This window comes from Streptomyces sp. NPDC002057 (assembly GCF_040296665.1).
Taxonomy (GTDB): Bacteria; Actinomycetota; Actinomycetes; order Streptomycetales; family Streptomycetaceae; genus Streptomyces.
In genome coordinates this window covers 102,887-125,620 of the sequence record NZ_JBEOXR010000019.1, presented here as the reverse complement: position 1 = coordinate 125,620, position 22,734 = coordinate 102,887, and the positions used below count along the sequence as shown (strand labels likewise).

General features: G+C 74.1%; 18 protein-coding genes. 13 read left to right on the top strand and 5 right to left on the bottom strand.

The genetic code is table 11. The features are described 5' to 3' along the window. The first annotated feature begins 236 nt into the window (after window positions 1-236). Window positions 237-644, top strand: coding sequence for a coenzyme B12-dependent isobutyryl CoA mutase small subunit (gene icmB, locus ABT129_RS17605; protein WP_062752650.1), 408 nt, complete (start codon window positions 237-239; stop codon window positions 642-644). A gap of 162 nt (window positions 645-806) precedes the next feature. Here the strand turns inward: icmB and ABT129_RS17600 are convergent, their stop codons facing one another. Together ABT129_RS17600 and ABT129_RS17595 are read right to left on the bottom strand one after the other, a co-directional pair. Further along, on the bottom strand, window positions 807-2,597 hold the full coding sequence (locus ABT129_RS17600; RefSeq protein WP_351901801.1) for a DUF5691 domain-containing protein: 1,791 nt from the start codon (window positions 2,595-2,597) through the stop codon (window positions 807-809). A 50-nt stretch (window positions 2,598-2,647) separates the two neighbouring features. Continuing rightward, window positions 2,648-3,994: an SWIM zinc finger family protein gene (locus ABT129_RS17595; RefSeq protein ID WP_351901799.1), complete on the bottom strand. Its 1,347-nt coding sequence runs from the start codon at window positions 3,992-3,994 to the stop codon at window positions 2,648-2,650. Between the two features lie 149 nt (window positions 3,995-4,143). On the opposite strand from ABT129_RS17595, the gene ABT129_RS17590 reads away from it, so the two are divergent. The 6 genes from ABT129_RS17590 to sucD all read left to right on the top strand — a co-directional run bounded on the left by ABT129_RS17590 (window position 4,144) and on the right by sucD (window position 12,233). Continuing rightward, a complete protein-coding gene (locus ABT129_RS17590) occupies window positions 4,144-4,557 on the top strand; it encodes a hypothetical protein (RefSeq protein ID WP_351901797.1) in 414 nt (137 codons plus the stop codon). Window positions 4,558-4,793: 236 nt separating this feature from the next. Beyond that, window positions 4,794-5,951: an ATP-binding protein gene (locus ABT129_RS17585; protein ID WP_351901795.1), complete on the top strand. Its 1,158-nt coding sequence runs from the start codon at window positions 4,794-4,796 to the stop codon at window positions 5,949-5,951. Then, window positions 5,948-8,401, top strand: a complete 2,454-nt coding sequence (locus ABT129_RS17580; RefSeq protein WP_351901793.1) for a DUF5682 family protein — start codon at window positions 5,948-5,950, stop codon at window positions 8,399-8,401. The genes ABT129_RS17585 and ABT129_RS17580 overlap by 4 nt, the downstream gene beginning before the upstream one ends. 191 nt (window positions 8,402-8,592) lie before the next feature. Further along, a complete protein-coding gene (locus ABT129_RS17575) occupies window positions 8,593-9,723 on the top strand; it encodes a VWA domain-containing protein (protein WP_351901807.1) in 1,131 nt (376 codons plus the stop codon). 427 nt (window positions 9,724-10,150) lie between these two features. Then, on the top strand, window positions 10,151-11,329 hold the full coding sequence (gene sucC, locus ABT129_RS17570; protein ID WP_328943004.1) for an ADP-forming succinate--CoA ligase subunit beta: 1,179 nt from the start codon (window positions 10,151-10,153) through the stop codon (window positions 11,327-11,329). 19 nt (window positions 11,330-11,348) lie between these two features. Then, on the top strand, window positions 11,349-12,233 hold the full coding sequence (gene sucD, locus ABT129_RS17565) for a succinate--CoA ligase subunit alpha (RefSeq protein WP_351901791.1): 885 nt from the start codon (window positions 11,349-11,351) through the stop codon (window positions 12,231-12,233). Window positions 12,234-12,330: 97 nt separating this feature from the next. On the opposite strand, the gene ABT129_RS17560 is transcribed toward sucD, so the two are convergent. Further along, window positions 12,331-13,734, bottom strand: a complete 1,404-nt coding sequence (locus tag ABT129_RS17560; protein ID WP_351901789.1) for a helix-turn-helix domain-containing protein — start codon at window positions 13,732-13,734, stop codon at window positions 12,331-12,333. A 119-nt stretch (window positions 13,735-13,853) separates the two neighbouring features. On the opposite strand from ABT129_RS17560, the gene ABT129_RS17555 reads away from it, so the two are divergent. Beyond that, on the top strand, window positions 13,854-15,461 hold the full coding sequence (locus ABT129_RS17555) for a cell division protein PerM (protein ID WP_351901787.1): 1,608 nt from the start codon (window positions 13,854-13,856) through the stop codon (window positions 15,459-15,461). 15 nt (window positions 15,462-15,476) lie between these two features. Here ABT129_RS17555 and ABT129_RS17550 read toward each other — a convergent pair whose 3' ends face one another. Beyond that, window positions 15,477-16,214 (bottom strand): hypothetical protein, encoded by a 738-nt coding sequence (locus ABT129_RS17550; RefSeq protein ID WP_351901785.1) that lies wholly within the window; start codon window positions 16,212-16,214, stop codon window positions 15,477-15,479. Window positions 16,215-16,476: 262 nt separating this feature from the next. Between ABT129_RS17550 and purN the strand changes: the two genes are divergently transcribed. From purN to ABT129_RS17535, 3 genes are all read left to right on the top strand, one after another. Then, a complete protein-coding gene (gene purN, locus ABT129_RS17545; RefSeq protein WP_351901783.1) occupies window positions 16,477-17,106 on the top strand; it encodes a phosphoribosylglycinamide formyltransferase in 630 nt (209 codons plus the stop codon). Continuing rightward, window positions 17,081-18,646: a bifunctional phosphoribosylaminoimidazolecarboxamide formyltransferase/IMP cyclohydrolase gene (gene purH / locus ABT129_RS17540; RefSeq protein ID WP_351901781.1), complete on the top strand. Its 1,566-nt coding sequence runs from the start codon at window positions 17,081-17,083 to the stop codon at window positions 18,644-18,646. Before purN ends, purH begins: the two co-directional genes overlap by 26 nt. A gap of 165 nt (window positions 18,647-18,811) precedes the next feature. Next, window positions 18,812-20,266: a DUF2079 domain-containing protein gene (locus ABT129_RS17535; RefSeq protein ID WP_351901805.1), complete on the top strand. Its 1,455-nt coding sequence runs from the start codon at window positions 18,812-18,814 to the stop codon at window positions 20,264-20,266. 61 nt (window positions 20,267-20,327) lie between these two features. On the opposite strand, the gene ABT129_RS17530 is transcribed toward ABT129_RS17535, so the two are convergent. Further along, window positions 20,328-20,930, bottom strand: coding sequence for a hypothetical protein (locus ABT129_RS17530; RefSeq protein ID WP_351901779.1), 603 nt, complete (start codon window positions 20,928-20,930; stop codon window positions 20,328-20,330). A 250-nt stretch (window positions 20,931-21,180) separates the two neighbouring features. Between ABT129_RS17530 and ABT129_RS17525 the strand changes: the two genes are divergently transcribed. Continuing rightward, a complete protein-coding gene (locus tag ABT129_RS17525) occupies window positions 21,181-22,041 on the top strand; it encodes a bifunctional methylenetetrahydrofolate dehydrogenase/methenyltetrahydrofolate cyclohydrolase (protein WP_351901777.1) in 861 nt (286 codons plus the stop codon). Between the two features lie 85 nt (window positions 22,042-22,126). After that, a complete protein-coding gene (locus ABT129_RS17520) occupies window positions 22,127-22,723 on the top strand; it encodes a DUF3017 domain-containing protein (RefSeq protein WP_351901775.1) in 597 nt (198 codons plus the stop codon). Window positions 22,724-22,734: the final 11 nt, after the last annotated feature.

The following is a 22,734-nucleotide window of genomic DNA, read 5'->3' as shown; positions in this document are numbered from 1 at the left end:
GGTCGGCGGCGCGGAGACACGGCGACCTCGTCTCGGCTCCCTGTGCGCCGGGCCCCGCTTGCGGCTGGTGGGCCCAGGAGGAGGGCCCGAAAGCGGGGAACGGCGCAGAGCGAACATGTCCCACGTGTGATTTCCCCCATGGTCGCCACCGCGAAACGGGCGCTTGCGGGATGCTGGCGATAACGTTCGTTCACCTCCCCGGCCGTCAGGCGCGGGGGTCGCATGTGGAGGCAGTGATGGGTGTGACCGGTCCGATCCGCGTGGTGGTTGCCAAGCCGGGTCTCGACGGCCACGATCGCGGGGCCAAGGTGATCGCGCGGGCACTCCGCGACGCCGGTATGGAGGTCATCTACACGGGTCTCCACCAGACGCCCGAGCAGATCGTCGACACGGCGATCCAGGAGGACGCCGACGCCATCGGCCTCTCGATCCTCTCGGGCGCGCACAACACGCTCTTCGTGAAGGTCCTGGAGCTGCTCAAGGACCGCGACGCGGAGGACATCAAGGTCTTCGGCGGCGGCATCATCCCGGAGGCGGACATCGCGCCGCTGAAGGAGAAGGGCGTGGCGGAGATCTTCACGCCGGGCGCGACGACGACGTCCATCGTCGACTGGGTGAACGCGAACGTCCGCGTGGCGGCGTAACCCCTCCCGACGGTTCCGCGCCTCACGCTTTCGGGTTCTTTCTCGGGGCCCTCCCGTGCGGGAGGGCCCTTCTCGTCGTGAGTTGTCGTGAGGGGGCTGTCCGCCTCGGCGGTGGGGGGGGGTGACCGGGCGCGTCCCTGGTGGGAGAGGGGCGGCGTGGGGTCAGGGCGTCGGCGACGGGGACGGGGACGGCGACGGGGACGGCAGGGATATGAGCAGCGGCGGCGGGTCCGTGAGTTCGGCGCGTAGTGCCGCCCGCAGGCGGAGCGTCGAGACCAGGCGCTGGAAGGCCTCGGACCAGTAGCCGCCCGCGCCGGGGGAGGAGTCCTCCGCCTCGTCCGGTCGGGCCGTCAGCGATTCCAGCCGCGCCGCCGCCTCCGGGGCGAGACAGCGCTCCGCGAGTCCCATCACCCCGCTGAAGCTCCAGGGGTAACTGCCCGCGTCCCGCGCGATGTCGAGGGCGTCGATCACCGCCCCGCCGAGGGGCTCCGCCCACGGCACCTCGCAGACGCCGAGCAGCTGGAAGGCCTCCGACAGACCGTGGGCCGCGATGAACGAGGCGACCCAGCCGGCCCGTTCCTCCGGGGAGAGCGTCGACAGGAGCTGGGCGCGCTCGGCCAGCGAGGACGTGCCGGGGCCCGTCGCCGGCGGTGTCGCGGGGGAGCCGAGCAGCGCGCGCGACCAGTCCGCGTCCCGCTGCCGGACGGCCGCGCGGCACCAGGCCGCGTGCAGTTCGGCCTGCCAGTCGTCGGCGACCGGCAGCGCCACGATCTCCTCCGGGCCGCGCCCCCCGAACCTGTGCGGCCAGCAGGAGAGCGGTGCGGCCTCGACGAGCTGGCCCAGCCACCAGGACCGCTCGCCCCGCCCCGCTGGCGGCGTCGCCGAGAGGCCGTCCCGCTGCATCGCCGTGTCGCACTCGTGCGGGGCCTCCACGGCGATCGTCGGCGACTCCGCCGTCCGGTCGAGGCCGACGCAGGTGACGGCCCGGCCGGCCATCCGTCCCGCGAGCGCCGAGGCGGGCAGGGCGGAGAGCAGCTCGGCGGCGGTGGCGCGGACGTTGCGGCTGCGGTCGCCGAGGGCCGCCTCCAGGAACTCCTCGTCCGCGCCGGAGAGTCCGCCGCGCAGCGAGTCCACGAACATCAGCCGGTCCTCCGCCCGCTCGACGGACCAGGTCGACGCGAGGAGGGCGAGTCCGGCCGCCGGGTCCTCGGCGCGCACGGAGGCGAGCAGGGCGACCCGCTCGGCGAACAGGCCCTCGTCCCACAGGGCCCGCACCCCTTCCCGGTCCCCGGGGGTCGGGAGGGAGCCGCCCGACCCCGCACCCCGGAGGGCGAACCTCCACTCGGGGTTCAGCCGGGCCAGCCACAGGCCGCGCGGACCGGCCAGCCGAAGCGCCTGGGGCCGCAGATCGGTGCGGGCCCGGGCCGCGTCGAGGAGGGCGGGCAGGGTGGCGGGCGGAGCCTTGTACCCGTGCCGGTTGGCCAGGGCCAGCCACTGCGGGAGCAGTTCGGCGAGGTCGGGAGCGGCGCCGCGCCGCCCGGCGGGCGAGGGCGCGGCGCGGCCGGCGAGGAGTTGGTCGAGCCGCCGCCGGGCCGCCTCGGGCAGCGGCGTGCGCGGGTCCTCGGGCGCGGGCTCCGGCGGCGGTGCGGCGGGGCCGGGCCGCAGCCCCGCCCTGCGTCGTACGGTGTGCAGCGCGGCTGCGTCGAGCAGGGCGCCCGGCACGTCCGCGCCGGCCGTCCCGGCGAGAGCGGCCGGTGTCCGCCGGTCCGTACCGAGCAGCGCCGAGGTGACGAGCTCCTCCCAGCGGCCGTCCTCCCGGGTGTCGTCGTTCCGGGCGCGGTTCCCCCGGGTGTCCTTCTCCCGGAGGCCGTCCGTGCCGTCCTCGGCAGCCGTCCCGGAGGCGGCCTTCAGCGGGGTGCCGGTCGTCGGCGCGGTGCCGGTCGGCGTCGTCATGTCCGTCTCCATCGAGGTCCTCCGGGCGGGCGGTCGGCGGTCGGCGGGTGTCATACGAGCGGGACGGTCTCTCCCGGCGTCTCCGGTGACCAGGCGGCGAGCGGGGTGAAGCCCCGGTGCCCGCACTCCCCGAAGACCGTCACCGGCGTCCCGCCGGACAGGGCGACGAGGCGCCAGAGTCCGGGCCGCGACTGGGCGGCGGGCGTCAGCGGCAGGGCCTCCCGGCCGTCCGCGTCGGCGAGTTGCCAGCCGTACTCCGCGCGCGTGGGGAGGACGCCGCTCAGCGTCACGGGCCAGGAGTCCAGCCACGGGTCCTCGCCGAGCGCCCGGCCGTACGCGTCGAGGGCCGCGCCCACCGGGCCGCCCGGTGGCGGGGCGGCGGGACCGGCGACCGGGACGAACCGCTCGCCCGGCTCGGCCCGCAGCCGGCCGGAGCCCGCGTGCGGGGTCAGTTCGCCGTCGAGCACCGCGCCGACGGGGAGCGCCAGTTGGGGAGCGCGGCCCGCCGCGCCGTAGGACAGCACGAGCGCCGTGCGCCCGCTCGTCGTGCCGTGCAGCCAGATGCGCCGGGTGGTCAGCCGGGCGTCGGCCGCGTCGTACTGCGCGAGGACGAGCCAGTGGTCGCGCACGGGGACGCCGTCGACCGGGACCGTGAGGCCGATCCGGCTCCGCACGGTCGTGGCGAAGGGCAGGGGCAGCCGGTCGGCGGTGAGCCAGGCGCGGTCGAGGAGGTGGGTGAGCGCGCACTCCTCCAGGAGCCGCACCGGCCAGCCGGGCCCCGAGCCCGGTATCGCCCCCAACTCCCGTACCCGGCCCGCGAGTCCCGGCGCCTGGGCGTCGACCATGCGGGCTGCCGTCTCCTCCCACAGGCCGTACCCCGACCGCTCGGCCGACGCCAGGCCGCTACGCAGCAGGTCGCCGAGGCGCTGCTCCAGCTCCTCGGCGCCCGAGGTGATCCGGGCGGCTCTCCGCTCGGCCCTGCGGCGCGCCGCCTCGGGGTCCGCCGGGCCCCCGGCGGAGGCGCTCTCGGCGGTCGGGGCCGTACTCCCGGGGCGAGCGCGTCGCGCGGTGAGCCAGGATCCGGCCCAGTCGGGCGCGGCGGACTCCTCGATCGCCGCTCCGTCCAAGGCCTGGAGCAGCAGCAGGCCGAGCGCGTGCTTGCAGGGGAACTTCCGGCTGGGGCAGTCGCACGAGTACGCCGGACCGGTGGTGTCGACGACCGTCCGGTACGGCCGGGTGCCGCTGCCCTTGCACAGCCCCCAGACGGCTCCGTCGCCGCGGCCCGTGCACGACCACGGCCCGGCGGCGCCGAGCCTGCTCCCCGCTCTGCGTGAGGCCTCGTCAGGAGCGAGTGCCAGCACCTGCTCAGCCGTCCCGAAGACCCCCATGGCATTCATGTCACCGACGGTAGACGCCGCCACTGACAACGCCCCTGGCCTGGGGAGTTCGGGGGCGCGGGACGATCGGAGGGAATTTGACTTTACCATCTCTTTACGATTGCCTGCCGGGACCAATCGATCCGCATCACGCGTCCAGGGGGAACCCCATGAAGCGCACCGTCCGCACCGCCGTCTCGGCCCTCGCCGTCGCCGGCCTCGCGCTCGGCCTCGGCGCCTGCTCGGAGGCCGCCGAGAAGGCCGTCGACCAGGTCGACAAGTCCGTGACCGAGTCCTACGAGGTCACCTATGAAGTCACCGGCACGGGAGTCGAGTCCATCGGCTACCACGCCGGTGACGGCACCGCGATGGCACCGAAGGTCGAGTCGGAGCAGAAGCCGGCCACGCCGTGGAAGAAGACGGTGAAGCTGAAGGGCATCATGCCGCCGGCCGTCATGCCCGTCTCCCTCACCCCCGCCGACCTCACCTGCAAGGTCATCTACCAGGGCAAGGTCATCAAGGAGGCCAAGGCCGAGCAGGCGATGGCGGGCGGCTGCGTCGCCGTCTCCCCGGTCGTCGGCTGACCTGCGCTCCGCCGGGGCGAGGACCGACCACCCTCGCCCCGTCCGGGGGCCGGCCTCCGCTCCTCCGGGGGACCGGCCTCCGCTCCTCCGGGGCGAAGGCCGACCACCCTCGCCCCCTCCGGGGACTGACCCCTCCTCAGCTTTCCAACCGGCCCTGACCAGCGGTGACATCCGATTGTCAGTGGCATGGTGCACGGTGGATCGCACAGCAGGTCGAACGATCTGGAGGGGGATCCATGCCCGTGCCCGAAACCATCGCGCAGCCCGGCTCCGGTGTCGAGACGGACACCGGACCGGGGCGTCCGCAGGCCGCCACCGAGGTCCTGCGGCCGCACGCGGAGCACGCCTTCGCCGACGAACTCGCCGCGCTCGCCGTCGCCGACGACCGGCCCCGACCCGCCCGCTGGCGCCTCTCGCCGTGGGCCGTCGCCACCTACCTCCTCGGCGGCACCCTCCCCGACGGGACGGTGATCACCCCCAAGTACGTGGGACCGCGCCGCATCGTGGAAGTCGCCGTCACCACCCTCGCCACCGACCGGGCGCTGCTCCTCCTCGGCGTGCCCGGAACCGCCAAGACCTGGGTCTCCGAGCACCTCGCCGCCGCCGTCAGCGGGGACTCCACCCTCCTCGTCCAGGGCACCGCGGGAACCCCCGAGGAGGCCGTCCGGTACGGCTGGAACTACGCCCGGCTCCTCGCCCACGGTCCCAGCAGGGAAGCCCTCGTGCCCAGCCCCGTGATGCGGGCGATGTCGCAGGGCCTGACGGCCCGGGTCGAGGAGCTCACCCGCATCCCCGCCGACGTGCAGGACACGCTCATCACGATCCTGTCCGAGAAGACCCTCCCCGTCCCCGAGCTGGGCCAGGAGGTGCAGGCCGTCCCCGGCTTCAACCTGATCGCCACGGCCAACGACCGCGACCGCGGAGTCAACGAACTCTCCAGCGCGCTGCGCCGCCGCTTCAACACGGTGGTCCTGCCCCTGCCCGCGAGCCCCGAGGCCGAGGTCGACATCGTCACCCGCCGCGTCGAGCAGCTCGGACGCTCCCTCGAACTGCCGGCCGTCCCGGACGGGGTCGACGAGATCCGGCGGGTCGTCACCGTCTTCCGCGAGCTGCGGGACGGGGTCACCACCGACGGACGGACGAGGATCAAGTCCCCCTCGGGGACGCTCTCCACGGCCGAGGCGATCTCCGTCGTCACGGGCGGGCTCGCCCTCGCCGCCCACTTCGGCGACGGCGTCCTGCGCCCCGGGGACATCGCGGCGGGCATCCTCGGCGCGGTCGTCCGCGACCCGGCGGCCGACCGGGTCGTGTGGCAGGAGTACCTGGAGACGGTGGTCCGGGAGAGAGACGGCTGGAAGGACTTCTACCGCGCCTGCCGCGAGGTGAGTGCATGACACCCACGCCCGTGGCCATGTCCGCCTGCCCGTCCCCTTCCACCCCCGCGTCCGCGAGCCCCGCCGCGCGGACCGGCTCACGCGCCGACGCACGCCCCGAAGCGCACACCACCGGCCACACCTCTGGGCACACCACCGAGCACACCCCCGGGCAACCCGCCGCGCGCCCCGAGGCGCGGCGTGCGGCACGTACCGGTGGCGGGCCGCTGCTGCTCGGGGTGCGGCACCACGGCCCCGGGTCGGCGCGCGGGGTGCGGGCCGCGCTGGAGGCGGAGCGGCCCGCCGCGGTCCTCGTCGAAGGACCCGCCGAGGCCGACGCCCTTGTGGCGCTCGCCGGGGACCCCGACATGCGGCCGCCGGTCGCGCTGCTCGCCCACGCCGTGGACGACCCCGGGCGGGCCGCGTTCTGGCCGATGGCGGAGTTCTCGCCCGAGTGGGTCGCGATCCGCTGGGCCCTCGACCGGGGCGCCGCCGTCCGGTTCGTCGACCTGCCCGCCGCCCACACCCTCGCCGCCTCCGACCCCACCTGGGACGACGGGGAGGAAGCGGCCCCCGGGGACGGGCTCCGGATCGACCCGATCGCCGAACTCGCCAGGGCCGCCGGGTACGAGGACGCCGAGCGCTGGTGGGAGGACGTCGTCGAACTCCGCGGCGACGGCGACCCCACCGCCCCCTTCGAGGCCCTCGCCGAGGCCATGGGCGCCCTCCGCGAGGCGTACGGGCACGGCGGCCACCCCCGCGACCTCGTCCGCGAGGCGTACATGCGGCTCCGGCTCCGCGCCGCCCGCAAGGAGTTCGGCGACGCCGTCGCCGTCGTCTGCGGCGCCTGGCACGTCCCCGCCCTCACCCGGAAGACGACCGTCGCCGCCGACCGGGCCCTCCTCAAGGGCCTGCCCAAGGTGAAGACCGAGATGACCTGGGTCCCGTGGACCCACCGCAGGCTCGCCCGCCGCTCGGGATACGGCGCCGGAATCGACGCGCCCGGCTGGTACGGACACCTCTTCGCCGCCCCCGACCGGCCCGTCGAGCGCTGGATGACCAAGGTCGCCGGACTCCTCAGGGCGGAGGACCACCTCGTCTCTCCCGCCCATGTCATCGAGGCCGTCCGGCTCGCCGAGACGCTGGCCGCCCTGCGCGGAAGGCCGCTCCCCGGCCTCGACGAGACGACCGACGCCGTCCGCGCCGTCCTCTGCGAGGGCTCCGACGTGCCGCTCGACCTCGTCCGGGACCGGCTCGTCGTCGGCGACGTCCTCGGCGAGGTGCCGGCCGACGCCCCCGCCGTACCCCTCCAACGCGATCTGAGCCGCCGCCGGCGCACCCTGCGCCTGAAACCCGAGGCCACGGAGCGCGCTCTCGAACTCGACCTCCGCAAGGACATGGACGGCGAGCGCAGCCGGCTCCTGCACCGGCTGCGGCTCCTCGGCGTCCACTGGGGCGAACCGGCCGCCGGCCGCGCCGGCACCGGCACCTTCCGCGAGACCTGGCGGCTGCGCTGGGAGCCCGAGCTGCACGTCCAGGTGGCCGAGGCCGGGGTCTGGGGCACCACCGTCGAGGCCGCCGCCACCGCCAGGGCCCGCTCCCGGGCGCTGGGGGCCACGGCCCTCGCCGACATCACCGCGCTCGCCGAGCAGTGCCTCCTCGCCGGGCTCGGCGAGGCGCTCCCCGTCGTCATGCGGGCGCTCGCCGACCGCGCCGCGCTCGACACCGACGTCGGCCACCTCGCCCAGGCCCTTCCGGCTCTCGCCCGCTCCCTGCGCTACGGCGACGTCCGCGGCACCGACACGGCGGCGCTCGCCGAGGTCGCCGCGGGCCTCGCCGAACGGATCTGCGTCGGCCTGCCGCCCGCCTGCGCCGGACTCGCCACCGAGGCGGCCGCCGCCATGCGCGAGCGGGTCGACGAGGTGCACCGGGCGATCGGCCTGCTGCCCGGAGCGGCCGGGCCGGCCGAGCGCTGGGCGGGCGTCCTGCGCCGGCTCGCCGACCACGACCGGACACCGGGCGTCCTCCGGGGCCGGGCCGCCCGGCTCCTCCTGGACGAGGGACGGATCGCCGACGAGGAGGCCGCCCTCCTCATGAGTCGCGCGCTCTCCCCCGGCACCCCACCGCCCGACGCCGCCGCCTGGGTCGAGGGCTTCGTCGGCGGGGCCTCCGGGGGCGGACTGCTCCTGGTCCACGACGCGCGGCTCCTCGGCTTGGTCGACGGCTGGCTCACCGGCGTTCCGGCCGAGGCGTTCAGCGATGTCCTGCCGCTGCTGCGCCGCACCTTCTCCGGTTACGAGCCGGGCGTACGCCGCACCCTGGGCGAGCTGCTCGCCCGGGGGCCCGGGGCGGGCGGCCCCCCGGACTCCTCCGCGGGCGTCCCCGGCTTCGCCGCCACGCTCGACCGGGAGCGGGCGGACGCCGTGCTTCCGCTCCTCCACCTCGTCCTCGGCACGGAGGCCACGGCATGACCACGGACACGAGCGCCGCCGCACGGAGCCCCCGCGCGACCACCGACGCGAGCGCGGACAGGAGCGCCGGTACGAGCACCGACCTGCCCACCGGTCCCAGCGCCAGTGCCGACCGGAGTCCCGGTGCGACCGCCGGAGCGAGCCCCCGCGCCACCGTCGACACCGGCTCCCGGGCGGGTGGTGACGAGCGGATGCGGCGGTGGCGGCTCGTTCTGGGCGGCGGGGAGGCCGACGGCACCGGGCGGGTGCTCAGCGGCACCGACGCCGGCATGGACGGGGCCCTCACCGCGCTCTACGGCGGCGCGGGCCGGGACGGCGACCGCACCGGCCGGGACCGCTCGGCCGGGCTCGGCGCCTCCGCGCCCTCCGTCGCCCGCTGGCTCGGCGACATCCGCACGTACTTCCCCAGCTCCGTCGTCCAGGTCATGCAGCGCGACGCGATCGACCGCCTCGGTCTCGCCACGCTCCTCCTGGAGCCGGAGATGCTGGAGGCCGTCGAGGCCGACGTGCATCTCGTCGGCACCCTGCTCTCCCTCCACAAGGCGATGCCCGAGACGACCAGGGAGACCGCGCGGGCCGTGGTGCGCAAGGTCGTCGACGACCTGGAGAAGCGCCTCGCCACCCGCACCCGCGCCACCCTCACCGGCGCGCTCGACCGCTCCGCCCGGATCAGCAGGCCCCGCCACCGGGACATCGACTGGGACCGCACGATCCGCGCCAACCTCAAGAACTACCTGCCCGAGCACGGCACGGTCGTCCCCGAGCGGCTGATCGGCCACGGGCGTGCCTCGCGGGCGGTACGGAAGGAGGTGGTGCTCTGCGTCGACCAGTCGGGCTCCATGGCCGCGTCCGTCGTGTACGCCTCCGTGTTCGGCGCGGTGCTCGCCTCCATGCGGTCGATCGCCACCCGGCTCGTCGTCTTCGACACCGCCGTCGTCGATCTGACGGACCGGATCGACGACCCCGTCGACGTCCTCTTCGGCACCCGGCTCGGCGGCGGCACCGACATCAACCGCGCCCTCGCCTACTGCCAGGCGAGGATCACCCGGCCCGCGGAGACCGTCGTCGTGCTCGTCAGCGACCTGTACGAGGGGGGCATCCGCGACGAGATGCTGAAGCGGGTCGCGGCGATGAAGGCCTCCGGCGTCCAGTTCGTGGCGCTCCTCGCCCTCTCCGACGAGGGCACGCCGGCCTACGACCGCGACCACGCGGCGGCGCTCGCCGCGCTCGGCGCGCCGGCCTTCGCCTGCACGCCCGACCTGTTCCCGGAGGTCATGGCGGCCGCCCTGGAGAAGCGCCCCCTGCCGATACCCGCGGAGTGACGCCGACCGGCCGCCCCGCCCGTCGCCCCGCCCGCGGGTACGGAATCCGTCGTCGCGGGGCCACTCTCACGGGTGTCCGGGGCCGACTGAGTTCCATATCACACACGTGTCCGGACGCCCCTCACCTGCGCGTCCGGCGTGCCGTGAGGGGGCGGGAGGCCAAGCCCCGCCTGTCGTGACCGCCGCATGTCCCCGCCCCCGCACCCCTACGGACGGCCCCCTCGCCCCTACGATCTGTGACCCGTATCACCGCTCGGTTGTGATCTGCGATTTAGGGACCCACGTCCCTCGGCGATAACCTGCGAGACGGACATGCCGCGTCACGGTCACCGTGTACGCCTCCCTTGTGACAGAGCAGTCACGTTGCCCATCGCGGCACGCCCACGCAGACAACGAACCGCGATCATCAGAAAAGGGACGGACGCGCGTGGACCTGTTCGAGTACCAGGCGAGGGATCTCTTCGCCAAGCACGGAGTACCGGTGCTGGCCGGTGAAGTCATCGACACGCCTGAGGCCGCGCGCGCCGCGACCGAGCGCCTCGGCGGCAAGTCCGTCGTCAAGGCCCAGGTGAAGGTCGGTGGCCGCGGCAAGGCCGGCGGCGTCAAGCTGGCCGGCGACGCGGACGAGGCCGTCGCCCGCGCGACGGACATCCTCGGGATGGACATCAAGGGCCACACGGTCCACAAGGTGATGATCGCCGAGCTGTCCCCGGAGATCGAGGCGGAGTACTACGTCTCGTACCTCCTCGACCGCACCAACCGCACCTTCCTGGCCATGGCCTCGGTGCAGGGCGGCATGGACATCGAGGAGGTCGCGGAGAAGACCCCCGAGGCCCTCGCGAAGGTCCCGGTCAACGCCGTCGACGGCGTGAGCATCGAGAAGGCCCGCGAGATCGTGGCCCTCGCGAAGTTCCCGGCCGACGTGGCCGAGGGTGTCGCCGAGGCCCTGGTGACCCTGTGGAAGACCTTCGTCGCCGAGGACGCGCTCCTCGTCGAGGTCAACCCGCTGGTGAAGACCAAGGACGGCCGCATCCTGGCCCTGGACGGCAAGGTGTCTCTCGACGAGAACGCCGACTTCCGTCAGCCCGACCACGAGGCTCTCGAGGACAAGGCCGCAGCCAACCCGCTCGAGGCTGCCGCCAAGGCCAAGAACCTCAACTACGTCAAGCTCGAGGGCGAGGTCGGCATCATCGGTAACGGTGCCGGTCTGGTCATGTCGACCCTGGACGTCGTCGCGTACGCCGGTGAGAACCACGGCGGCGTGAAGCCGGCCAACTTCCTCGACATCGGCGGCGGCGCCTCCGCCGAGGTCATGGCGAACGGCCTGGAGATCATCCTGGGCGACCCGGACGTCAAGTCCGTGTTCGTCAACGTCTTCGGTGGCATCACCGCCTGTGACGAGGTCGCCAACGGCATCGTCCAGGCCCTGGAGCTCCTCGCCTCGAAGGGCGAAGAGGTCACCAAGCCGCTGGTCGTGCGCCTCGACGGCAACAACGCGGAGCTGGGTCGCAAGATCCTGTCGGACGCGAACCACCCGCTCGTGCAGCGCGTGGACACCATGGACGGCGCGGCCGACAAGGCCGCCGAGCTCGCGGCTGCGAAGTAAGGGACGAGGTCAGAACACCATGGCTATCCTCCTGACCAAGGACAGCAAGGTCATCGTCCAGGGCATGACCGGTGCCACGGGCATGAAGCACACCAAGCTCATGCTGGGTGACGGCACCAACATCGTCGGTGGCGTGAACCCGCGCAAGGCCGGCACGACCGTCGACTTCGACGGCACCGAGGTCCCGGTCTTCGGCTCCGTCGCCGAGGCGATGAAGGAGACCGGCGCCGACGTCTCGGTCCTCTTCGTGCCGCCGGCCTTCGCGAAGGCCGCCGTGGTCGAGGCGATCGACGCCGAGATCCCGCTGGCCGTCGTCATCACCGAGGGCATCGCCGTCCACGACTCCGCCGCCTTCTGGGCGTACGCGCAGGCGAAGGGCAACAAGACCCGGATCATCGGCCCGAACTGCCCCGGTCTCATCACCCCGGGCCAGTCCAACGCCGGCATCATCCCGGGCGACATCACGAAGCCGGGCCGCATCGGCCTGGTCTCGAAGTCCGGCACGCTGACGTACCAGATGATGTACGAGCTCCGTGACATCGGCTTCTCGTCCGCCGTCGGCATCGGTGGCGACCCGGTCATCGGCACCACGCACATCGACGCCCTCGCGGCGTTCGAGGCGGACCCCGACACCGACCTGATCGTCATGATCGGTGAGATCGGCGGCGACGCCGAGGAGCGTGCGGCCGACTTCATCAAGGCCAACGTCACCAAGCCGGTCGTCGGCTACGTCGCGGGCTTCACCGCGCCCGAGGGCAAGACCATGGGCCACGCCGGCGCCATCGTCTCCGGTTCCTCCGGCACCGCCCAGGCGAAGAAGGAGGCCCTCGAGGCCGCGGGCGTCAAGGTCGGCAAGACGCCGACCGAGACGGCCAAGCTGGCGCGCGCCATCCTGGCCGGCTGACACCACCTCGTGGGCTGACCGCACACGTCGTGACACGAGTGGGCCCCGCCTCCTCCCGGGAAACCGGGCGGGGGCGGGGCCCACTCGCGTGCGCGGGTCACTCGGCGGCCGGGACCAGCCGTTCCGGGCCCGGGTTCGGCTCGGAGCGCAGCCTGTCGCGGAGCTCCACGTCCTCCGGGCGGAGCTTCTGCGGGCCGCCGCGCACCGGGACGCCGTTGACGGTCTCGCCGGGGGCGTTCACCGGGATGTACCGGGTGGGGGCGGTCGCCGCCGTGAAGCCCGTGACGACGAGGAGCCCCGCCGTGACGCCGAGGACCGCGCGGGTCCACTTGCGGGTCCGGCGTTCGCTGCCGGCCCGTACCGTACGGGCCGCCGGGAGGGTCGCCGACGGGGCCTCAGTGACCAGCTCGCCCAGGCGCTGGTGCAGCGTCTCCGGTTCGGCGAGTTCGGGCACCCGCTGCCCGAGGACGGTGCGGGCGTGCAGCAGCCGGTTGGCGGCGGCGGGGGTGCTCGCCTCGGTCTCGGCCGCCGTCTCCGGCAGGTCGAGGCCGAGCCCGTCGTAGAGCAGGACGGTGCGGCGGTACGGCGCGGGCAGGTCGAGGAGTGCGGTGAGCAGTGCCCGCCGGTGCGCCTCCGCGGGAGGGGCGTCGGGGTGCTTGTGGGCGCGGCGCAGCCGGTGCCAGGGCGAGAGCGCGTACTCGTAGGCGGTCGCGCGTACCCAGCCCACCGGGTCCGCGTCGACGGCGACCTCGGGCCAGTGTTCCCAGGCGTGGTGGAAGGCGTGCTCGACGGCCTCGCGGGAGAGCCGCCGGCGACCCGTCAGCAGATAGGTCTGGTGGACGAGGCCGGGCGCGGCGTGCGCGTACAGCGCGTCGAAGGCCTCCTCCGGGGTGAGGCCGGGCACCGCGGGGACCGCCGCCGGTTCCGGGGTCTCGGCCGGCACCGGTTTCAGCCGCTCCTGCGGCCTCGGGGCGCCCCTGCGGCCGGGGCCGGACGCGATGGCCGGGGTCGGGGTGGGCGCCTTCGGCGGCTTGGCGGCCCGCTTGGCGGCCGCCCGGGGCCGGACGCTCGCCGTCTGTGGCTGCGGCTGCGTCCGAACGGGTGAAGGCGTCGGCGACTGAGCCGGTGACGGCGAGAGCGGCTGGGGCCGGGCCTGCTCCTGCTCCCGCGCCCCGACCGGTGGCTGCGCGTGCGCCTGCGCGTGTGCCTGCGCCTGCGGTTGGGCCTGGGCCTCCGGTCGGGCCTGTGCCTCCGGCCGTACGGGAGACCGCTCGTCGCCGGCGGCCCGCTCGTACAGGCCGAGCAGCCTCGCGTACGCCTCGCGTTTGCGGCCCCTGGGCGCCGAGCGCCCGGTCTCCCACGACTTGACCGTGGCCTTCGTGACGCCCATGGCCTCGGCGACCTGCTCCTCGCTCAGGGCGAGGGCCTCACGCAACCTGCGCCGCTCCTTCGGGGTCGGCAGGGTGACGGAGGATGCGGAATCCGCGGTGCTCCGGCTCATCGGTGTCGACCTCCCGCAGAGCTGCTCTGGGCGGAAAAGTACATAAACGTATCTTGAGCGACACAACGGAGGTTTGCCTGTTACGCGGCAAAAGCGCGTGTCGTTGGGAGCATGACCCCGTGACCCATGTGACCGATCACCCCCTGGTCAAGGGCGGCCGGACCGCCGCGCTCGCCACCGCCTGCGTCCGTGGCGGGGTCGCCGCCGGACTCGGTCTCGGCGCCCTCGCGGTCCTGGTGATCGCGGTCTGGATCAGCTCCCCGTACCCCGACAGCGGACCGGCCGGCGCCTTCCACCTGGCCGCCGGGCTCTGGCTGCTCGCCCACGGCGTGGACCTCGTCCGTACGGACACCCTGTCCGGCCTGTCCGCCCCCCTCGGCATCGTCCCGCTGCTCCTCGTCGCCCTGCCCGTCTGGCTCGTCCACCGGGCCGCCCGCGACACCCTCGACCCGGGCGACGACAACGACCGGCCGCGCCCCTCCGCGGGCGGCGCCGTCGCCGCGGTGGCCGGGGGATACCTGCTGGTCGCGGCGGCGGTCGTGGTCTACAGCCGGAGCGGCCCGCTGCCCGCCGACCTCCTCGCCGCCGGACTCTGGCTGCCCGCCGTGGTCGTGGGCGCGGCCGGGGCAGGGGTCTGGACGGCGCTCGGCCGCCCGCTGCCCGGACAGCGCCAGGCGGTCGCCGCCCTGCGCGCGGCGGGGCTGGGCCTCGTCACGCTGCTCGGCGGCGGCGCGGTCGCCGCGGCGGTCTCGCTGGCCTGGCACGCGGCCGAGGCGCAGTCCGCGTACACGGGTCTCGCGGGGGAGTGGTCCGGACGGGTGACGGTGCTGCTCCTCGTCCTGGCCCTGCTGCCGAACGCGGCCGTCTGGGGAGCGGCGTACGGGCTGGGACCGGGCTTCACCCTCGGTACGGGCGCGCTCGCGACACCCCTCGGCCTCGCCGGTGACCCGGCCGTGCCGCACTTCCCGCTGCTCGCCGCGCTGCCCGGCGAAGGGCGCGGCACCTGGGTCCACTGGGCGGTCGTGGCGGTCCCGCTGGCCGCCGCCGTGCTCCAGGGAGGGCGGGTGGGCCGCTCGGCGCGGACCTGGGCGGCCCGGGACACGGCGCTCACGGCGCTCGGCGCGGCCTGGGGGTGCGGGGCGGCCGTCGCCGTCCTCGCGGGCGCGGCGGGCGGTCCGCTCGGCACCGGCCGGCTCTCCGCGTTCGGCCCGGTGTGGTGGCAGGCGGGCGCGGCGACGGTCCTGTGGGGCGTGTGTGTCGGGGTGCCGGTGTCCCTGGGTGTACGGGCCTGGGGTCGGCGGGTCCCTCGCTCGAAGCGGGTGCCGGCGGCCGGGGCCGCCTCCCGCAAGGGCTCGGCGTTCGCGCCCGGGGCCGGGCCGACGCCCGGGACGGGATCGAGGGCCGGGACGGGACCGAGGGCCGGGACGGGACCGAGGGCCGGGCTGACGGCGGTGCAGGGGGCCGGCGCCACCCCGGGACGCGCACCCGCCTCGGGACGCGCACCCGCCTCGGGACCCGCGCCCGGGGCCGGTGCCGCACCCGCGACCGGGTCCGTCGCCCCGTCGGGCCCCGATGCCCCGGCGCCGTCCGGGCTCGTCGCCCCGTCCTCCCCGGACGTCTCGGCGCCCGGGGAGCCGATGTCCGGCGACCCGTTCGGCGACTCCGCCTTCGAGCCGTACGACTACCTCCCGGCCGCCTGGGAGCCGCAGCCGCCTCCCCGCGACTAGGGCCCGCGGGCGCCGCTACTCCCGGACCCCGAACCCCGCGCGGAGCGGCTTCGGCAGCAGGTCGTTGCAGGCCAGCTGGCCCGCGTGGGTGAGGGCGTCGTCGCGGCACTCGTAGAAGTCGCTGTAGACGAGCTGCATGGTGAAGCCCACCGCGACGATCAGCAGGGCGACGCTCGCCGCGACCAGACCGCTGATGGCGGCCGTCCGCATCGAGCGGAGCGGGGCCGCCGTGGCACCCTGACCCGACGGCCGGCCCGTGGGCTGTCCGGCGGGCTGTCCCGAGGGCTGAGACGCCGCCGGGGTCTCCGGCTGTGATGTCGACGACAGCTCCGCCGCGGCCTTCGGCTTGGCGCGCAGCGAGCTGATCGCCCAGTAGAGGCCCAGGGCGCCGAGCAGCAGCGCCAGTTCCGGGATCTCGAAGATGGCGAAGAAGAAGGCCCACATGCCCGCGAGGATCGCGTACCGCGCCCGCCGCTGCGCCGGGTCCGTCGGGTCCCAGCGGAGCCCCTGGCGGCCGCCGCCGCCCTGGCCGCCGCCGCCCTCCGGCTTGCCCTGGCGCTCGGGCCCCCGGCCGAAGCCGTCGTTCGAGGGGCCCGGCTGGCGTGGGCTCCAGCGGCCGTCGGACGAGTCCGGGGTCCCGGACGGTTCGTCGTCCGAGCCCTCCGGTCGCCGCGGCTGCCACGGCTGGTCCGGCCTGCCCTCGGGCGGCGGCGCGAACGGGTTGTTGTCGTCCGTGGACTGGCGTTCCGGCATCTGCTGAACGTCTTCCCTCTGTCGTCACGACCACGGCCGCACCCGTGGTCTCCGCTGCTGTCTCGTCCGCCGCTGTCGCTGATCGTCTGCTGATCGTCAGGCGTCGGACCCTGACGCTACCGCCCTGCTCCGCCCCCGTCCCGTGGGGGCCGTCCGGTGTGCCGGTATCGTTGCTGACGGTCGAGCCATTCGTAGGGTTCCCCGTATCGAGCGGCACGATTCGTTCGTACGACCGTACAAACACCACGGAAAGAGTGACCCAGTGGCTGCCGCCCGCCTCGTCGTCCTGGTCTCCGGTTCCGGTACCAACCTGCAGGCCCTCCTCGACGGTATCGCCGCGGACCCCGAGGGGTACGGCGCGGAGATCGTCGCGGTCGGCGCCGACCGCGACGGGATCGCCGGTCTGGAGCGCGCCGAGCGCGCCGGGCTGCCGACCTTCGTGTGCAGGGTGAAGGACCACGCGAGCCGCGAGGAGTGGGACCGCGCGCTGGCCGGGGCCACCGCCGCCTACGAGCCGGACCTCGTCGTCTCGGCCGGTTTCATGAAGATCGTCGGCAAGGAGTTCCTCGCCCGCTTCGGCGGCCGGGTCGTCAACACCCACCCGGCGCTGCTGCCCAGTTTTCCCGGTGCCCACGGGGTGCGTGACGCCCTCGCCTACGGCGCGAAGGTCACCGGGTGCACCGTCCACTTCGTCGACGACGGTGTCGACACCGGCCCGATCATCGCCCAGGGCGTGGTCGAGGTGCGGGACGAGGACGATGAAGCCGCTCTCCACGAGCGCATCAAGGAAGTCGAGCGCTCGCTGCTCGTCGACGTCGTGGGGCGCCTCGCCCGGCACGGCTATCGCATTGAGGGACGAAAGGTTCATGTCGGTGAACACGGACACCGTTAAGCCCATCCGCCGCGCGCTGGTCAGCGTCTACGACAAGACGGGTCTGGAGGAGCTGGCCCGCGGTCTGCACGAGGCCGGTGTCGAGCTCGTCTCCACCGGCTCCACGGCCGGGAGGATCGCCGCCGCCGGGGTGCCGGTCACCAAGGTCGAGGAGCTGACCGGCTTCCCCGAGTGCCTGGACGGCCGGGTCAAGACCCTTCACCCGCGCGTGCACGCCGGCATCCTCGCCGACCTGCGCCTGGAGTCGCACCGCGAGCAGCTCGCCGAGCTGGGCGTGGAGCCCTTCGACCTGGTCGTCGTGAACCTCTACCCGTTCCGCGAGACGGTCGCCTCGGGGGCCACCCCGGACGAGTGCGTCGAGCAGATCGACATCGGCGGCCCGTCGATGGTCCGCGCCGCCGCCAAGAACCACCCGTCCGTGGCGATCGTCACCAGCCCCGAGCGGTACGCCGACGTGCTCGCCGCCGTCCAGGCCGGCGGCTTCGACCTGACCGCCCGCAAGCGGCTCGCCGCCGAGGCCTTCCAGCACACCGCCGCGTACGACGTGGCCGTGGCCTCCTGGTTCGCCGACGACTACGCCGCCGCCGACGACAGCGGCTTCCCGGACTTCCTGGGCGCCACGTACGAGCGGAACAACGTCCTGCGCTACGGCGAGAACCCCCACCAGGGTGCCGCGCTGTACGTCGACGGCACGGGCGGCCTCGCCGAGGCCGAGCAGCTGCACGGCAAGGAGATGTCGTACAACAACTACACGGACACCGACGCCGCGCGCCGGGCCGCGTACGACCACACCGAGCCCTGCGTCGCGATCATCAAGCACGCCAACCCGTGCGGCATCGCGATCGGCGCCGACGTCGCCGAGGCCCACCGCAAGGCCCACGCCTGCGACCCGCTGTCCGCGTTCGGCGGCGTCATCGCCGTCAACCGCCCGGTCTCGGTCGAGCTGGCCGAGCAGGTCGCGGAGATCTTCACCGAGGTCATCGTCGCCCCGGCGTACGAGGACGGCGCCGTCGAGGTCCTCGCCAAGAAGAAGAACATCCGCGTCCTGCGCGCCGAGGGCGCCCCGGCCAACCCGGTCGAGGTCAAGCCGATCGACGGCGGAGCGCTCCTCCAGGTCACCGACCGCCTCCAGGCCGAGGGCGACGACCCGGCGAACTGGACCCTGGCGACCGGTGACGCCCTGTCCGCGGAGGAGCTCGCCGAGCTCGCCTTCGCCTGGAAGGCCTGCCGCGCGGTCAAGTCCAACGCGATCCTGCTCTCCAAGGACGGCGCCTCGGTCGGCGTCGGCATGGGCCAGGTCAACCGCGTCGACTCCGCGAAGCTCGCCGTCGAGCGGGCGGGCGAGGAGCGGGCGCGCGGCGCCTACGCGGCCTCGGACGCCTTCTTCCCCTTCCCGGACGGCCTGGAGATCCTCACCGCGGCCGGTGTGAAGGCGGTCGTGCAGCCGGGCGGCTCGATGCGTGACGAGCTGGTGGTCGAGGCCGCGAAGAACGCGGGCGTCACGATGTACTTCACGGGGACGCGCCACTTCTTCCACTGAGCGGTGTGAACAGGGGGCGGCCCGCCAGGAGCGGCGGGCCGCCCCTTTTCCCTGCCCCGTCCCGCTCCGGGGGCCGCAGGGCGCCGCTCCGTGATCGATCCGCCGATCGGGTGGTCTCTGGTCTAATGGGTTGCTCTTTTGTCGACCACTGGTAGTGGGGGCGTGGTGTTGGACGTACAGAACCGGTCCGCCGAGGAGGCCGTCACCGGCGCTCCGGGCGCGGCCGGCACCGAGGCGCCGGACGGTCTCCCGCCGGCCCCGCTCCGCCCGTACCTGATCCTCGCCGCCGTCCTGTGCGGCCTGTACTTCCTCTACTCCTGGGTGCAGTACAGCCAGTTCCGCACCCCGTCCTGGGACCTCGGGATCTTCGGGCAGTCGGTCAGGGCGTACGCGGAGTTCCGGGCCCCCGTCGTCGACATCAAGGGCCCCGGCTTCCACATACTCGGCGACCACTTCAGCCCGGTGACCGCGCTCCTCGCGCCGCTGTACTGGATCTGGTCCTCGCCGGTCTCCCTGCTCTTCGCCCAGGCCGCGCTCTTCGCCTCCGGCGCCGTCGTCGTCGGCCGCACCACCCAGCAGATCCTCGGCAGCCGGGCCGCCGGCCTCGGTCTCGCCGTCGCGTACGGGCTCTCCTGGGGGCTCCAGGAGGCGGTCAAGTCCGACTTCCACGAGATCGCCTTCGCCGTCCCGCTGCTCGCCCTGACCTGCCGGGCCCTCCTCCTCGGACGCTGGACGGCGGCCGTCGCCTGGTCCGCCCCGCTCGTCCTGGTCAAGGAGGACATGGGCCTGACCGTCTCCATGGTCGGCGTGGTCCTCTTCCTGAAGGGCCAGAAGCGGCTCGGCGCCGCCCTGGCCGCCTTCGGCGCGGCGGCCTTCGCCCTGACGGTCCTCGTCCTGATCCCGGCGGCGAGCCGGGTCGGCCAGTACGACTACTGGTCCAAGATCGAGAAGACCGGCCAGGGCGCCGAGACCTCCTTCGGGCAGGTCATCGGCGACGCCCTCGCCTCGGGCGAGCGGTGGGAGATGGTGTTCTACCTGCTCGCCGTCACCGGCTTCCTCGCCCTGCGCTCCCCGCTGATCCTGCTCGTCCTGCCCACCCTCGGCTGGCGCTTCCTCTCCCAGGACCCCAACCACTGGGGCATGCACTGGCACTACAGCGCGATCCTGATGCCGGTGGTCTTCCTCGCGCTCGTGGACGGCGTCCGCGCCGTGCGCACCTCGCCGCAGGCCTGGCTCGCCTCGTACGGGAAGGTCGTCGTGCCGGTCGCGACGGCGGTCGCGCTGGTCCTCGCCGCGAACCTGCCGCTGCGGGAGCTGACGAAGCCGGAGACGTACCGGACGGACGCCCGGACCGAGCAGGCGCGGGCGGCGGTGGACGCGGTGCCGGAGGGCGTCAGCGTGGAGGCGGACGTCTCGCTCCTCGCCCACCTCACGGCGGACCACCGGGTCTACTGGGTGGGCACGTCGAAGGGCGCCACCCCGGACTACCTCGCCTTCGACCTGCGCGGCTGGTCGCAGCAGGTCACGGACCCGGCGCAGCTGGCTTCGCAACTGCATCCGGAGGCGCGGTACGAGATCACCCACCGCTCGGAGGGGTTCGCCGTCCTCAAGCGGGTGTGACGCGGCGCGCACGGCGAAGGGCCCGGCTCCCCCTGGAGCCGGGCCCGTCGCCGTGCGTGGATCAGTACTGCTGCTTGTTGCGGTTGAACCAGGCCGAGCCGTCCGACTTCGCCACGAAGACGATGACCAGGACGGCCAGGGCGAGGCCCACGATGCCGAGGGGCAGCGAGAAGAGGCTGAACAGCACGCTGATCGAGGAGTAGACGATGGTGCCGACCCGGATGCCGTTGCCGCCGGAGCGGAACTTGGCGGCGAGGAACATGCCGACGGCGGCGAAGATCAGCGAGAAGATGCCGAGGCCGATCAGGATGCCCTGGCCCAGGTCGGCGAAGGCGTCGACATCGGCGGACGAGGCGCCGGACTTCTCCAGCTCGCTGTCGATCGCGAAGGACATGCCGATCACGGCGAGGCCGCCGATGACGTTGAACGCGGCGCTGATCCACAGCATCACGCGCGCGGCCTTCACCCCACCGGGCATCTCCATGGCCACGCCCGGGTAGCCGCCCCCGCCGTACGGCGAGACCGGCGGAGCCGCCGGGTAGCCGTAGCCCTGCTGCGGCGGCACGCCCTGGGGGGCCTGCTGCGGGTAGCCGTAACCGGGCTGCTGGCCCTGGCCCTGCCCCTGCGGCTGGCCGTAGGGGTTGTTCGGGTCACCGAAGCTCATCGCGGGTTTCCTCCGTGAATTTCTCTGTGCGGGGACGACGCGGCCCGCGCGGAGGACTCTTCACGGTGAATGAGCGGACTCCCCCCGGCACTTTCCGCGGTACTTCGCCGATCATCGTGGTCGCAACGTCGACTTTTTGTCCAGTCGATACGCATCGGAGTTGTGCAAGTGCAACCTGTTGTTCGGTGCGATCGGCCGCCCGGCACGAGCGAATTGGAACAAGGCGGGGGTCATCCGGGAGGATGTCTCCATGAGCGCCCAGATTCTCGATGGCAAGGCCACCGCAGCCGCGATCAAGTCCGATCTGACCGTCCGTGTGGCGGCCCTCAAGGAGCGGGGCGTCACGCCCGGACTCGGCACCCTCCTGGTCGGCGAGGACCCGGCCAGCCAGAAGTACGTGGCCGGCAAGCACCGCGACTGCGCGGAGGTCGGCCTCGCCTCGATCCAGCGCACGCTGCCCGCCACCGCCACCCAGGAGGAGATCGAGGCGGTCGTACGGGAGCTCAACGAGGACCCCGCCTGCACCGGGTACATCGTCCAGCTCCCGCTGCCCAAGGGCATCGACGAGAACCGCATCCTGGAGCTGATGGACCCGGCCAAGGACGCGGACGGTCTGCACCCGACCAACCTCGGCCGGCTCGTCCTGAACGAGCCCGCCCCGCTGCCCTGCACGCCGAACGGCGTCATCACGCTGCTCCGCCGTCACGGCGTCGAGATCAACGGCGCCGAGGTCGTGGTCGTCGGACGCGGTGTCACCATCGGGCGCACGATGCCGCTGCTGCTCACCCGCCGCTCCGAGAACGCCACCGTGACCCAGTGCCACACCGGCACCCGCGACCTCTCCGCCCACCTGCGCAACGCCGACATCATCGTCGCGGCGGCCGGTGTGCCGCACCTGATCAAGCCCGAGGACGTGAAGCCGGGCGCGGCCGTTCTCGACGTCGGCGTCTCGCGCAACGGCGAGGGCAAGATCGTCGGCGACGTGCACCCCGGTGTCGCCGAGGTGGCCGGCTGGATCTCCCCGAACCCCGGCGGCGTCGGCCCGATGACCCGCGCCCAGCTCCTCGTCAACGTCGTCGAGGCCGCCGAGCGCGCGGCCGCGGCGCTCTGACGTGACCTCCGGGACCCCTGAGGCCTCCGGGGCCCCCGGGACCCCTGGGAGGTTCGGAGGGTCGGACGGGGCGGAGAGGACCGATGTGACGGACGTGAAGGACGTGACGGACGTCAAGGATGGGGTGGACGTGACGGGGACGAAGAACGCCGAGGCCGCCGAGACCGTCGAGAACGCCGAGGCCGCCGGGAACGCGGTGGCCGCCGGGAACGCGGAGTCCGCGGACGCCGCTGCGGCGACCTCGGCCGGTGCCGCCGACGGCTCCACCGGTACCTCGGTCGGCGGTCCCCGGCGCCGGCCGCCCACCGTCACGACCAGCACCGCGCGCCCCGAGGGCGGCGGCCGGGCGGCCCCCGGTGACGCCCCCGCGCCCGCCCGCCAGTGGCCGCTGCTCACCGTGCTCGGACTCGCCGGGCTCGGCCTGCTCGTGGTGGGGACGGATCCGTTCCCACAGGCCTTCCGGATCGGGGTCGTCCTGGTCGGGATCGCGCTCCTCGTGGGGGCCGTGATGCGCCGGGTGCTGCCCTCCGTGGGCATGCTGGCCGTCCGCTCCCGCTTCACGGACATGATCACGTACGGGGTCATGGGTGGCCTGATCGTGCTGCTCGCGCTCATGGTGCAGCCGGACCCCTGGCTGAAGATCCCGTTCCTGGAGGACGTCCTCCACCTCACGGTGACCTAGGGCCTGTCCGG

Bases quoted from the DNA above. Each gene is read 5' to 3' on its own strand.
- sucD (WP_351901791.1), top strand. From the start codon at position 11,349: ATGGCTATCCTCCTGACCAAGGACAGCAAGGTCATCGTCCAGGGCATG.
- ABT129_RS17585 (WP_351901795.1), top strand. From the start codon at position 4,794: ATGCCCGTGCCCGAAACCATCGCGCAGCCCGGCTCCGGTGTCGAGACG.
- ABT129_RS17580 (WP_351901793.1), top strand. From the start codon at position 5,948: ATGACACCCACGCCCGTGGCCATGTCCGCCTGCCCGTCCCCTTCCACC.
- ABT129_RS17525 (WP_351901777.1), top strand. From the start codon at position 21,181: ATGAGCGCCCAGATTCTCGATGGCAAGGCCACCGCAGCCGCGATCAAG.
- ABT129_RS17550 (WP_351901785.1), bottom strand. From the start codon at position 16,214: ATGCCGGAACGCCAGTCCACGGACGACAACAACCCGTTCGCGCCGCCG.
- ABT129_RS17530 (WP_351901779.1), bottom strand. From the start codon at position 20,930: ATGAGCTTCGGTGACCCGAACAACCCCTACGGCCAGCCGCAGGGGCAG.
- ABT129_RS17600 (WP_351901801.1), bottom strand. From the start codon at position 2,597: ATGACGACGCCGACCGGCACCGCGCCGACGACCGGCACCCCGCTGAAG.
- ABT129_RS17560 (WP_351901789.1), bottom strand. From the start codon at position 13,734: ATGAGCCGGAGCACCGCGGATTCCGCATCCTCCGTCACCCTGCCGACC.
- purH (WP_351901781.1), top strand. From the start codon at position 17,081: ATGTCGGTGAACACGGACACCGTTAAGCCCATCCGCCGCGCGCTGGTC.
- icmB (WP_062752650.1), top strand. From the start codon at position 237: ATGGGTGTGACCGGTCCGATCCGCGTGGTGGTTGCCAAGCCGGGTCTC.
- ABT129_RS17575 (WP_351901807.1), top strand. From the start codon at position 8,593: ATGCGGCGGTGGCGGCTCGTTCTGGGCGGCGGGGAGGCCGACGGCACC.
- ABT129_RS17590 (WP_351901797.1), top strand. From the start codon at position 4,144: ATGAAGCGCACCGTCCGCACCGCCGTCTCGGCCCTCGCCGTCGCCGGC.
- ABT129_RS17595 (WP_351901799.1), bottom strand. From the start codon at position 3,994: ATGAATGCCATGGGGGTCTTCGGGACGGCTGAGCAGGTGCTGGCACTC.